General features: G+C 38.6%; 13 protein-coding genes. 12 read left to right on the top strand and 1 reads right to left on the bottom strand.

What is annotated here, in order from left to right; all coding sequences use genetic code 11:
* The first annotated feature begins 2 nt into the window (after nucleotides 1–2).
* Nucleotides 3–785, top strand: coding sequence for a zinc ribbon domain-containing protein (locus ES711_RS05385; protein ID WP_146891055.1), 783 nt, complete (start codon nucleotides 3–5; stop codon nucleotides 783–785).
* 124 nt (nucleotides 786–909) lie between these two features.
* Nucleotides 910–1,560: a peptide-methionine (S)-S-oxide reductase MsrA gene (gene msrA, locus ES711_RS05380; protein WP_146891052.1), complete on the top strand. Its 651-nt coding sequence runs from the start codon at nucleotides 910–912 to the stop codon at nucleotides 1,558–1,560.
* A 67-nt stretch (nucleotides 1,561–1,627) separates the two neighbouring features.
* Here msrA and ES711_RS05375 read toward each other — a convergent pair whose 3' ends face one another.
* Complete coding sequence (locus tag ES711_RS05375) at nucleotides 1,628–2,431, bottom strand: class I SAM-dependent methyltransferase (RefSeq protein WP_146891050.1); 804 nt, start codon at nucleotides 2,429–2,431, stop codon at nucleotides 1,628–1,630.
* A 70-nt stretch (nucleotides 2,432–2,501) separates the two neighbouring features.
* On the opposite strand from ES711_RS05375, the gene ES711_RS05370 reads away from it, so the two are divergent.
* From ES711_RS05370 to ES711_RS05325, 10 genes are all read left to right on the top strand, one after another.
* Entirely contained in the window at nucleotides 2,502–3,167 is a 666-nt protein-coding gene (locus ES711_RS05370) for a hypothetical protein (RefSeq protein ID WP_146891047.1), read from the top strand.
* 277 nt (nucleotides 3,168–3,444) lie between these two features.
* The gene (kynU, locus tag ES711_RS05365) at nucleotides 3,445–4,713 is read left to right on the top strand and encodes a kynureninase (protein WP_146891044.1); all 1,269 of its coding nucleotides are present in this window, start codon (nucleotides 3,445–3,447) and stop codon (nucleotides 4,711–4,713) included.
* Nucleotides 4,714–4,844: 131 nt separating this feature from the next.
* Complete coding sequence (locus ES711_RS05360; protein WP_146891042.1) at nucleotides 4,845–6,260, top strand: FAD-dependent oxidoreductase; 1,416 nt, start codon at nucleotides 4,845–4,847, stop codon at nucleotides 6,258–6,260.
* 4 nt (nucleotides 6,261–6,264) lie between these two features.
* Nucleotides 6,265–6,675 (top strand): RidA family protein, encoded by a 411-nt coding sequence (locus ES711_RS05355; RefSeq protein ID WP_146891039.1) that lies wholly within the window; start codon nucleotides 6,265–6,267, stop codon nucleotides 6,673–6,675.
* 53 nt (nucleotides 6,676–6,728) lie between these two features.
* The gene (locus ES711_RS05350) at nucleotides 6,729–8,168 is read left to right on the top strand and encodes an aldehyde dehydrogenase (protein ID WP_146891036.1); all 1,440 of its coding nucleotides are present in this window, start codon (nucleotides 6,729–6,731) and stop codon (nucleotides 8,166–8,168) included.
* Between the two features lie 212 nt (nucleotides 8,169–8,380).
* Nucleotides 8,381–9,163 carry an SDR family oxidoreductase gene (locus ES711_RS05345; RefSeq protein ID WP_146891033.1) on the top strand — a complete coding sequence of 261 codons (783 nt, stop codon included), beginning with the start codon at nucleotides 8,381–8,383 and terminating at the stop codon, nucleotides 9,161–9,163.
* A gap of 365 nt (nucleotides 9,164–9,528) precedes the next feature.
* Nucleotides 9,529–10,062, top strand: coding sequence for a 3-hydroxyanthranilate 3,4-dioxygenase (locus tag ES711_RS05340; RefSeq protein WP_146891030.1), 534 nt, complete (start codon nucleotides 9,529–9,531; stop codon nucleotides 10,060–10,062).
* A 106-nt stretch (nucleotides 10,063–10,168) separates the two neighbouring features.
* Nucleotides 10,169–11,257 carry an amidohydrolase family protein gene (locus ES711_RS05335; protein ID WP_146891027.1) on the top strand — a complete coding sequence of 363 codons (1,089 nt, stop codon included), beginning with the start codon at nucleotides 10,169–10,171 and terminating at the stop codon, nucleotides 11,255–11,257.
* 86 nt (nucleotides 11,258–11,343) lie between these two features.
* A complete protein-coding gene (locus tag ES711_RS05330) occupies nucleotides 11,344–11,985 on the top strand; it encodes an O-methyltransferase (RefSeq protein ID WP_146891024.1) in 642 nt (213 codons plus the stop codon).
* A 128-nt stretch (nucleotides 11,986–12,113) separates the two neighbouring features.
* On the top strand, nucleotides 12,114–13,220 hold the full coding sequence (locus ES711_RS05325; RefSeq protein ID WP_146891022.1) for a transporter substrate-binding domain-containing protein: 1,107 nt from the start codon (nucleotides 12,114–12,116) through the stop codon (nucleotides 13,218–13,220).
* Nucleotides 13,221–13,289: the final 69 nt, after the last annotated feature.

The following is a 13,289-nucleotide window of genomic DNA, read 5'->3' as shown; positions in this document are numbered from 1 at the left end:
TTATGGCAAAAAAAGCTGAACTTTCTGTTGAAGACCGATTAAGAGCGTTGTATGATTTACAACTAATTGATTCAAGAGTTGACGAAATCAGAAATATTCGAGGGGAACTTCCTTTAGAAGTAAGAGATTTAGAAGATGAAGTTGAAGGACTTAATACTAGACTTGAAAAATTAAACGGTGGCTTAGCACTAGTTGACGACGAAATCAAATCAAAAAAGAATTTGATTGAAGAGGCTAAATCGTTGATTAAAAAATACGCTGAACAGCAAGAAAATGTTAGAAATAACAGAGAATTCAATTCTATTACCAAGGAAATGGAATTTCAGGAATTAGAAATAGAATTGGCTGAAAAGCACATTAAAGAATTCAAAGTACAAATTGAGCAGAAAAAAGAGATTATTTCTGAAACTAAAGACCGTTTAAAAGACCGTCAAGCGCATTTAAAACACAAGAAAAGTGAATTGAATGCTATCCTTTCTGAAACTGAAAAAGAAGAAACAGCTTTAATTAAAAAATCTGAGGAGTATCAAGACACTATCGATGAGCGTTTGGTGAATGCATATCGCAGAATTAGAGCAAATGTAAAGAATGGCTTAGCAGTTGTTGCTATTGAAAGAGGTGCCTCAGGTGGTTCTTTCTTCACTATTCCACCACAAGTTCAAGTAGAGATTGCTTCTCGTAAGAAAGTAATTACAGATGAGCATAGTGGTCGTATTTTGGTTGATGCACAATTAGCTGAAGAGCAAAAAGAGAAAATGGAAAAATTGTTCGCTAAATTGAGCTAAACAACTTCCTCTATATATTTAAAAGCCTTTACAAGATCTGTGAAGGCTTTTTTTTTTGGGATAACTTTCACAGTATGAGACTAAGGTTTTAAATAACTTAGCGACTACCTATAAAATAGTTCCAATGAAATCTATACTTTTATCCCTATCACTTATCGTCTTATTTAGCTGTCAAAACACGGCTCAAAATAGTCCAAAACAAGACGCAGTTACAAATGCCGATCCTGTTGAAGTTGCCATGCTTAATGGCAAAGCCAAAGCCTATTTTGCAAGTGGCTGTTTTTGGTGTGTTGAAAACATCTATGAACATGTAAACGGTGTTGATGAAGTAATCAGCGGCTATGCTGGAGGCCATACTAAGAATCCTACCTACGAGTCAAGTAACACAGGCCGAACAGGGCACGCAGAAGCTGTAGAAGTTACTTACGATCCGAATGTGGTGAGTTTTGCGACGTTAGTGGATGTGTATTTTGGATCTCAAAATCCGACACAAGTCAATGGGCAAGGTGGCGACAGAGGGTCACAGTACCGCTCTATTATTTTTTATCAGAATGATGCTCAAAAAAAAATAATTAATGAGAAGAAAGCGGCCTTGGCTAAAAAATTGAATCAAAAAGTGGCTGCGGAAGTGTATCCGTTTCAGAAATTTTGGATTGCAGAAGACTACCATCAAGATTACGAAAAACACAATCCACAAAATCCATATATTCAAAACGTATCCATCCCTAGATATGAACGTTTTAAAGCTAAATTTCCAGAGTTGATTAAGCAATAAGATCTAGTCAAATCCTCTTAATAATATGATTTCAACCTCAAAGGTTTTCAAAACCTGTGAGGTTTTTTTATGCCTCTTTGCTTGCTTTCAAGGTAAAAATCAAAGGATACAGCTTGTCCTTTGTTACAAACATTCCTGAATCAGTTTCTACTAAATCGGGAAATACATTGTACGGACTTTCATCATGTTCTTTGAGATATTCAATATGCAATCCTGCTTCTGATAATGCAGACACCACTTCGCCCAATCCATGATTCCAACCATATTCCTTACTCTTCATTTTTGAATTCGGATTTGCATAGGTACCTTCATAGGCTTCGTAAATAGCATCCTCCTGCATATACCCATACTGCAGCTTAGGTTTGCCATCCAAATAATCGAACATCCACACAATTGGGTGAAACTCGGCCATAAAGAAGATGCCTCCTGGCTTTAAGCGCTCTGCAATCATTCGTCCCCAAGGATTTAAATCGGGCAACCAACCAATGACGCCATAGCTTGTGAAGACAATATCAAAAGTTTCAGCAATGTGTTTAGAGGTTTCCAGAACATTGCAACACACAAACTTGGCATCAAGTTGTAGTTCTTCATTGAGCTGCTGCGCTAAGACAATGCCTTTATCGCTCAAATCGACACCCACGCACTTTGCTCCCATCCTACTCCAACTCAAGGTATCTTGCCCAAAATGACACTGCAAGTGCAGCAAGGTTTTTCCATTAACATCGGCAAGCGCTTCCAATTCATAAGGCATTAATGACGATATACCGCTTTTGAAAGCTTCCATATTATACATGTCACTTTCAGCGTGAACACCCACTTTGGTGTTCCACGTATCTCTATTGGTGTTGAAATAATGATCATTTGTATCCATATATCCTGTTCTGATATTTAAATATAATCCTTCTAGTGCATTCTTGTTTATCTTTATAAAAAATTAAAAGATGAAAAAATCAATATTGTTAGTCCTATTAGTCACGTTCTCGTTATCCTGTAAACAAAAGGAAGAAGCTAAAGTCATAGAAAAAGAATGGTCCACCGCCGAAAAAATTGCCAATGCCCATGGTTTAGAAAATTGGAAAAATGTATCTGAACTACAGTTCACTTTTAATGTTGACAGAGATACGATTCATTTTGAACGTTCATGGATCTGGAATCCAAAGTCAGAAGACGTGGTGATGATTTCCGGGAAGGACACGGTTGCTTACAACAGAAAATCTATCGACAGTATTTCTTTAAATGCAGATAAAAGCTTTATTAACGACAAATACTGGTTATTAGCACCTTTTCAATTGGTTTGGGATACCTCAGCAAGCATTTCCGAAGTTTCTGCAGCCGAGGCTCCAATCAGCAAAACACAACTCAATAAGATCACAATTACTTATACTAATGAAGGCGGCTATACACCAGGCGATGCATACGACTTTTATTATGGAGATGACTTTATGCTGAAAGAATGGGTATATCGCAAAGGAAATTCCAAAGAACCTTCTATGATGACGACATGGGAGGATTTTGAAGATTTCAGTGGCATTAAAATCAGTAAAACACACAAACGTCCAGAGGTTGATTGGACGCTGCACTTTACAAACATCAAGGTCATCCAATAAGATTTGTTAAACTATTGCTAAAACGCCACTTTCAGACATCCAAAACAGGTAAAGAACACGTATATATAGTGTATCAAAAAAATATTCCGCAGCAATGCGTCTCTATATATTCAAAGAGCTTCCACTTAAAAAGTTGAAGCTCTTTTTTTTTGACCTCATTCTCCTCCACTACAAAATGTCAAAAAAATGCACTTTACCTTCTTATAAACTCTCTTTTTAGGACTTCTTACTAAGCTTATAATTCTTATTTTTGTGTACAACCGAAAATAAATACACCTTGTCACATCAAAAATTAGGCTTAGCATACGCGCAACTACTAGATCAATCCGATGCATTGGCATCTTATAGAGACCGCTTCCATATTCCAAAGGATAAAAATGGAAATGACTTGATTTATATGACCGGGAATTCTCTCGGCCTCCAACCTAAATCAACCAAAGACTATATCAATCAAGAATTGGAAGATTGGGCAAATTTAGGGGTTGAAGGGCATACTGAAGCAAAAAACCCGTGGTTGCACTATCACGAATTGCTAACGGAAAACATGGCAAAAGTGGTCGGTGCAAAACCCATTGAAGTGATTGTCATGAATACCTTGACGGTCAATCTACATTTGATGATGGTTTCTTTTTACAAGCCGACACTAAAACGATATAAAATACTTATTGAAGCGGATGCATTTCCTTCTGATAAATATGCCGTTGAATCCCAACTGAAGCACCACGGTTTTGATCCGAAAGATGGTGTTGTTCTGTGGAAAGCCAGAAAAGGTGAAGAATTAGCAAATTATGAAGATTTGGAAGCCATCATGGAAACGCAGGGCGATGAGATTGCCTTAATTATGATTGGTGGTGTTAATTACTATACAGGACAATTTTTCGATTTTAAACGGATCGCCCAACTCGGTCATAAACATGGCTGTTTAGTTGGTTTTGATTGTGCACATGGTGCAGGTAACGTGGCTTTGAATCTTCACGATTCAGGTGCGGATTTTGCCGCTTGGTGTACTTATAAATATTTAAATTCGGGTCCCGGAAGTTTAGGTGGCGCTTTTGTTCATGAACGCCACGCACATAATAAAGACCTCAACCGTTTTGCAGGTTGGTGGAGCCATAATAAAGCCACCCGATTTAAGATGCGCGACGAATTTGATCAACTTGCTGGTGCAGAAGGGTGGCAATTGAGCAATCCACCTATTTTATCAATGGCAGCCATTAGAGCTTCATTAGACATTTTCGCAGAAGTTGGCATGGAAAGACTAACTGCAAAATCGAAGGAACTCACGGGTTATTTCGAGTTTCTATTGCTTCAATTAGGGAACGACAGCATTAAAATTATCACGCCATCAAATCCTGACGAACGTGGGTGTCAACTCTCTATTCAAGTTAAAAATGCAGACAAGACATTGAACAACAAATTAACGCAAGCAGGTGTCATTTCGGATTGGCGTGAACCCGACGTGATTCGCTGTGCGCCTACGCCATTATACAACTCATTTGAGGATGTATATCATTTGGTAGAAAAATTAAAGGAGATTTTGAATTAAAAATGCTTAAAAATTTCTTCCATTTTTAAAGGAAGGTGGATTAAAGCTCTGGTTAGTGCTTCAATTTTGAAGAGTTTTCAATCTTATATTGAAATTAAAAACAAAAGGTTCCTGCCTTCGCAGAACATATTATGAAAAAACAACAAAATATACTTATCATCGGCGCTGGTCTTTGTGGAAGCTTACTCGCTTTACGATTGGGTCAACGCGGCTTTAATATAAATCTTTATGAAATGCGTCCTGATTTACGTAAGGTTGACATCAGTGCAGGGCGCTCCATCAACTTAGCGCTTTCTGATAGAGGCCTAAAAGCGATGCGACTTGCTGGTGTGGAAGAACAAGTGAAAGAACTCTGCATCCCAATGAACGGACGATTGTTGCACGATTTGGAAGGGAATACGGTACTAGCACCTTATAGCGGACGTGAACATGAATTTATCAATTCTATTTCTCGTGGCGATTTGAATGCTTTACTATTGAATGAAGCCGAGAAACATCAAAATGTAAATATTCATTTCAACAAAAAGTGTAAATCTGTCGATTTCGAAAATACGACAGCCCTTTTTGAAGATTATGAAACAAAGGAAAATTTTGTTGAAGACGCTGACATTATTTTCGCTACAGATGGCGCTGGATCAGCATTGCGGAAAAGTTATTTTTTAGGAAAGAAGTTTTTATTCAGTTTTTCACAGGATTGGTTAACTCATGGTTACAAAGAGTTAAGCATACTTCCTGCTAAAAATGGCGGCTACCAAACTTATAAAAATGCACTACATATTTGGGGACGCGATAGTTTTATGCTGATTGCCTTACCCAATTTAGATGGCAGTTTTACCGTTACCTTATTTTTAAGTTTTGATGACGGCGACTACAATTTTGGAAATTTGAATACCCCTGAAAAGGTGCTTGAGTTTTTTGAAAAATATTTTAAAGACGCCTTAGAATTGTTGCCAAACTTGGTAGATGACTTTTTCACCAATCCAACATCACCTTTAGGCACCGTAAAATGTTCGCCATGGCATTATAAAGGAAACACCTTATTGATGGGTGATGCTGCTCATGCCATTGTGCCTTTCTACGGACAAGGAATGAATGCGTCTTTTGAGGATGTTGTTGTATTCGACAAGGCATTAGAAGAGGGAGAACCAAATAGCGAAGCAGGATGGGAAGCCATTTTTAAGGCCTATGAAAAAAACCGAAAAATGGACACTGACGCTATTGCTGATTTGGCTATTGACAATTTCCATGAGATGAAAGGTCACGTCAACAATGCGATTTTTAGAGAAAAACGCAATTTAGAAATGGCCTTTGAAAAGAATTTCCCCGATGACTATTCGTCAAAATATTCATTGGTTACCTTTAATGAAGATATTGGCTATAGAGAAGCCATGTTAAGAGGTCGTGCACAAGATAAAGCCATCTTGAATATGCTTGCCGACAGGGAACTTAATATCGATGCTGATTTAAAAACTAATTTAGAAAAAGTAAATCGTGCTACTGAGGAGATTTTGGAAGATGATCATGTAGCGAAAAATTTTAAACACTAAACCTATGAGCAAAGAAATAGTAACCCCTAGGGGCGCCTACCCACATACCAAACGTGTAGGCGATTTTATATTTGTATCGGGCACAAGTTCCCGGCGTGCCGACAATAGTATTGCAGGCGTAGACATTATTGACGTCATGGGCACCAAACATTTAAATGCTGAAGTTCAAACGCGTGAGGTCATCAAAAATATTGAGAAAAATCTAGCCAAAGAAGGTGCAACCCTAAAAGACGTCGTCGATGTTACTACATTTTTAGTCAACATGAATGATTTTGCTGGGTACAATAAAGCTTATGCCGAGTTTTTTGACAAAGAAACTGGGCCTACTAGAACTACAGTAGCGGTGCATCAATTGCCACATCCCGATCTGGTGGTGGAGATTAAGGTGATGGCTTATAAAAAGAATATAGAGTAGAGAAAAGCGAGAAGAGAAAATTTAGCTCTTTAACATCAACTGAATTAGGCATTATGAAGATACAAAACTACATCAACGGTCAATATTTACCTCCAGTTGCTGACGAGTGGATTGATAATTATTGCCCTGCCAATGGCGAGGTTTATGGACAAATTCCAAATTCGTCAACTGAGGATGTAGAGAATGCCTATAGCGCTGCGAAATCGGCGTTTCCAAGCTGGTCTCAAACGACTTTGGAAGAACGCAGTAGAATTCTCATTAAAATCTCAGAACTCCTTGAAGCGAACTTACAGCGCTTTGCTGAAGCAGAAAGTAAAGACAATGGGAAACCAATTTCGTTAGCCAAAGCTGTGGATATTCCGAGAGCGGCCAGTAATTTTCGATTTTTCGGCAATGCAATTACCCAATTCGGTAGTGAAAGTCACGAGAGTGTTGGTCAAAATGCCATTAATTACACCTTACGCCAACCCATTGGTGTGGTGGGATGTATTTCGCCATGGAACCTCCCACTCTATCTTTTTACTTGGAAAATCGCACCAGCCATAGCCGCGGGAAACTGCGTCGTTGCCAAACCTAGTGAAGTCACGCCTATGACTGCCTATTTATTAGGCGAAATTTGTACAGAAGCGGGATTGCCAAATGGGGTATTGAACATTGTTCACGGCTTAGGAACTACCGCAGGGCAAGCCATTGTTGAGCATCCAGACATTAAAGCGATCAGTTTTACGGGAGGCACTGCAACTGGGGCGCATATCGCCAAAGTAGCGGCGCCAATGTTCAAGAAATTATCTTTAGAATTGGGTGGCAAAAATCCGAACATCATTTTTGCTGACTGCGATTATAATGACATGCTAGGAACTACAGTGCGCTCTTCGTTTGCCAATCAAGGGCAGATTTGTTTGTGTGGCAGTCGGATTTTTGTGGAAGCGTCCATATATGAAAAATTCAAGTTAGATTTTGTCGCTAGAGTTAAAGCACTTAAAGTTGGTCATCCTTCAAAAGCAGAAACAAATATTGGGGCATTAGTATCTAAAGCGCATTTAGAAAAAGTCTTGAATTATATTGAAATTGCTAAGTCAGAACATGGGAATATCCTTTGTGGTGGCAATAAATTAATTATTAAAGATTATAAAAACGGCTATTATTTGGAGCCCACAGTTATTGAAGTGGCGTCGAACGATTGTCGCGTTAATCAAGAAGAAATTTTCGGCCCAGTAGTAACTATTATGCCATTTGAAACTGAAGATGAGGTTTTAAAAATGGCCAATGCAGTTAAATACGGTTTGTCCGCAACATTATGGACGAATGATTTAAAACGCACCATGCGCATGAGCAATCAACTACAAGCCGGAATCGTTTGGGTAAATACTTGGATGATGCGCGATTTACGCACGCCTTTTGGAGGCATAAAAGCTTCCGGAGTTGGCAGAGAAGGCGGATTCGAAGCTTTGCGCTTTTTTACGGAAGCGAAGAATGTTTGTATAAAATACTAGAAAGAGAGCCAAGATTAATAGAGTCAAGAGCCAAGACGGGTAACGTTTGCTTCTTGAAAATGAATACTTAATAAGAATATAGAAAAGAGAATATAGAACAGAGAAGTATGAAATTTTCATCACAATTAGCGTCTCTTTTCTCTTCTCTCTTTTCTCTGATCAAATGATATAGAATAACCTTTAAAAAGATTCCTGTCTCGACAGGGAATACTATGGATTTAAAACTAAACAATAAATACGCATTAGTGTGCGGGAGCACTGCAGGAATAGGGAAAGCAACAGCTATTTCATTAGCCGCTGAAGGTGCGAAGGTGACTTTGGTAGCGCGAAATGAAGAAAAATTGAAGCAAACCATTTCAGAACTTTGCAATCCTGAAAACCACAGTTATATTGTGGCAGACTTTTCTAAGCCCGAGGAGTTGGAACGTAAAGTATCTGAGTTCATTTCTAAACATCATGGGTTCCACATTCTCTTAAATAATACTGGTGGACCTGCCGGAGGACCTATTTTTTCGGCAAAATTGGAAGAATTTGGAAATGCCTTTACCCAACATCTAAAATGTAACCATGTTTTGGTGCAAGTGGTTGTTCCTTTTATGAAAGAACAAAACTACGGGCGTATTATCAATATTATTTCTACTTCAGTGAAGCAGCCTTTGGATGGTCTTGGAGTGAGCAACACCATTCGTGGGGCCGTTGCCAATTGGAGTAAAACTTTGGCCAATGAGCTTGGTCAATTCGGAATTACCGTGAATAACGTACTTCCTGGCGCCACCGAAACAGAACGTTTAACGGATATTATCAAAAATAAATCGGATAAATCTGGTCAGACGGAAGAAGAAGCCGCCGATGCCATGAAAAACACAGTCCCTGCCAAACGCTTCGCGCAACCAGAAGAGCTGGCGTATGCGGTGACGTTTTTAGCAAGTGAAAAAGCGGGATATATCAACGGCGTTAATCTCCCAGTTGATGGTGGCCGCACCAAATCGTTATAAAATGATTGTATATCCCTTTTTTGTCATACGCGTAAAAAATCTGCGAATATCTGCGAAATCAGCGGGATACAAAACCATGAGCATGTGAAAGGTTATCCCGCAGATCAGGAGGATTATCGCAGAATAAAAGCAAAAGTTCGTTATTAGTGCCAACATAAATATGTTGCCATAATGACATAACTAAGAGCTTTATGATATGTGGCGGACAACCAATAAAATTAGGACAAAATAAGCATCAACAAAGTCTTTTTGTTCTGCAGTTTTATACTTAATTTTAAGATCGAAATCTGCGTTAAGGATGGAGGTCAAGATAGCTTTCACCAGGAAAACCTGAAGTTTCATTAACGCCAACAAAAACTAAAACCATGAGCAAATTAGTTTCTCCTATAAATTTCAAGGAATGGATTGAAGAAAACAGACATCTTCTAAAACCACCTGTGGGTAATAAAGTGGTCTGGAAGGATGGCGATTTTATTGTGATGGTCGTTGGTGGGCCGAACAATCGAAAGGATTATCATTACAACGAGACCCCAGAATTCTTCTATCAAGTGGAAGGGGATATGATTTTAAAAATTATTGATAACGGCACATCAAAAGATGTGCATATTAAAGAAGGTGATATTTATTTATTACCACCTAAAGTCCCACATTCCCCGCAACGCGAAGCCAATACTGTTGGATTGGTTATCGAATACAAACGTCCCGAAGGCATGCGTGACGCCTTACTATGGTTTTGTGAAAATTGCACCACAAAACTCTATGAAGAAGACTTTACGGTGGAAAATATTGAAACTGATATGCCAAAGATTTTCGACAAATATTACCAGGACAAGGATAAACGCAAATGTCCCAATTGTGGTGAGTTGATGGAACCGCCTAAAAAGGTCAAGATTGAGTAATGTTATTATTGTAACAGGATCAAGGAATAAATTTGAAGGCGCTCATCTCAAAGCTCCTTTTAATAATTGAAAAAAAATAAGATTCCCACTTTGGTGGGAAATTGGTATGGAAAAACGCAAACTACGCATTAACGGACACTCACATTTATTGCCTTACCCTGAGGAAATTCCTCAATTCATGAAGGATAAAGGGATATTTTGGGTTGATAAAGACCGAAAATTCATGCTTCAAAAAGATTGGAGCCGTCCCGTCACGGATTCAAGCTTCTTTTTAGATGAAAAATTAGCTTGGATGGAACGTTTTAAAATCGACCATGCGGTGGTTTTAAATCTGTCCCAATTATACGGTAATGGATTGCGAGTGGAAGAAATGAAGCAAGCCTTGCGATTTCAAAATGATTTTAATGCGAAAATTCAACGTGAAAATCCGAGTAAATTCACCTCCGGTTTTGTAGTGCACCCAGGTTTTGTTCGTGGCGCCATGTGGGAAATGGAACGCTGTGTAGAAGAATTGGGAATGCAACTGATGTGTTTACCTACGCATTACATGGATACCATTGGGACTTGGCGTTGTATTTTTGATGAAGAAAATGAACCCCTATTTGAGCTGGCAAGTAAATATAATTTGGCTGTTGAAATTCACCCCTATGATGGTGAAAAATTCATAAAACTTGAAAATACGTCATGGCGTTTTCACTTGATTTGGATGTTGGCGCAATGTGCTGATGCCTATCATTTCTTGACTTTAAATGGGTATCAAGACAAATACCCAAATATGCGTACCTGTTTTGCCCATGGTGGCCAACTGGCACAAATTAATTTAGGGCGCCGTATTCAAGGTTTTGACGGTAGACCAGATTTATTTGAAGGTAAGAGTCATCCGAGAAAAGCTGTGGGTCACAAAAATATATTCTTTGACACTTTGGTACATGACACCGGAGGTTTGCAATTACTGATTAAAAACCAGGGCTCCAAACAAGTGCTGATGGGCTTGGATGATCCGTATCCTTTGGGAGAAATGGAAAGTGCGCAACAATCGTCCTACCCAGGCAAAATTTTAGATCTCGCCATGGAACGCGAAATTATTACTGAAACCGAACGCGATGCCATTTGGGAAGATAACGTGGTCCGATGGTTGTGCGGTGATGATGAAGTGGCAAAGAAAAGATTAGTAAACCGTATTTTAGGCCTTTAGCTGTATACAATTATGTTCAATTTCTACCACCTTTAGAAACGCATCTGAGAATTAGACTGACGTTTTAATTAATTAAGATTACTATTATGGATTTTATACCGGAACCTTTAGAGCGCTACATTACGGCACATTCTGAAGATGAACCAAAAATATTACAACAACTCTCTCGAGAAACCTTTCAAAAGATTTTACAACCACGCATGCTCAGTGGACACTATCAAGGTCGCGTATTGAGTATGCTATCTAAATTGGTAAATCCAAAAACGATTTTGGAAATTGGAACCTATACTGGCTACTCGGCTTTATGTTTGGCTGAGGGACTTCAAAAAGATGGGATTTTACACACTATTGACGTTAACGAAGAACTCATCGATTTTCAGCGCAAATATTTTGAAAAATCTGATTATGGAAATCAAATCCAGCAGCATTTAGGCAATGCCTTAGAAATTATCCCAAAGTTGGATACAGCCTTTGACTTGGTGTTTATTGATGCCGATAAAGAGAATTATGCCAACTACTTTCATTTAGTGATTGACAAATTAAAATCAGGGGGCATTATCCTGTCAGATAATGTGCTTTGGAGCGGAAAGGTGCTAGAGCCTATAAAGAAGGACGATGTGTCTACAGAAGCTCTAATTGCCTACAACACGCTGCTTAAAGAAGATACTCGGGTTGAAACTCTCATGTTGCCAATTCGTGATGGGTTAACCATTAATCGAAAAATATGAATTTGGTGCTACTAACGGTAGTCTAATCAACAAGTTCACATCTTAAAGAAAGGTATATTTCACGCTTAGATCTTTTTTAAATTAAAAACTTTGCTGTTATATCACATGAAAAACACTTATTTTGTTTCATGACAATTATTTTACGATTGATAGCCTTACTTATTTGGGCCGGATTATTATTATTATTATTATTCAATTCATCACTGTCTGCACAAACGGAGCCCACGTTTAAAACAGTTCCAATTAGGGTTGGAATTGCTGGAAACGAACCTTTCGTATTTAAATCAAATTCAGCCTCTAAAGGGATTGCTGTAGAAATATGGGATGATTTGGCAACAAAGGAATCGTGGAATTATACTTCCAAAAATTTTGAATCTGTTGAAAATGCACTTGATGCCTTAAATAGCGGCGATTTAGATGTCGTTGTCGGCCCAATTAGCATTACTTCTAAACGATTGGAGAATATCCGTTTTTCACAACCATTTTACAACTCAAGTTTAGCCATCATTTCTCGTGAGGATCATTTGAGCATTTGGCAAAAAATGAAACCGCTTTTCAGCATCAAACTATTGCTGGCCGTTGGGGTTTTTCTAATTATTTTAGCCCTAGTTGGTGCGCTATTATGGGTGGCAGAACGAAAAAAATCTCCCGATCAATTTTCTCAAAAACCTATAGATGGTATTGGAACCGGGATGTGGCTCGCTATTGTTACTATGAGCACTACAGGGTATGGCGACAAAGCACCCATAACTCTCTGGGGCCGCATTATTGCTGGAAGTTGGATGATTATTTCAATAATTTTTGCGTCATCTATGGTGGCGGGAATTGCCAGTACACTAACACTCTCTTCACTTGGCACATCGACAGTTTCCAACATTGAACAGTTATCAGGACGTAAGGTGGCCACTCTGGCTGCTTCACCATCAGTCAATTTTTTGACATCCCACAAGGTTAAAATTACAAGTACGAACACCCTAAATGAAGCTATGGAGCGTTTAATCAATAAAGATGTAGATGCCGTTGTGTATGATCGTCCGCAATTGTTGTATTATTTAAAAAACCATAAAGATGACGGTTTGTACCTCGCAAAGGCTGAATATTTTAAACAAGGCTATGGGTTTGCGTTTCCTATGAATTCAAATCTAACCTATGATACCAATAGAGCTTTACTGGAATTGGCAGAAGCGCAACAAATTTCAAAACTTGTAGACTACTATTTAGACCGGGATGAATAATAGAATTTTGTCAACCGCAAAGCTTTAGGAGTCCGCAGATCCATTTTTCTAAATTTTGAAGTCCTCCAT

This window comes from Gelidibacter salicanalis (genome assembly GCF_007997285.1).
Taxonomy (GTDB): domain Bacteria; phylum Bacteroidota; class Bacteroidia; order Flavobacteriales; family Flavobacteriaceae; genus Gelidibacter; species Gelidibacter salicanalis.
The sequence above is the reverse complement of the archived record's forward strand: the minus strand, read 5'-3'. Positions and strand labels throughout refer to the sequence as shown.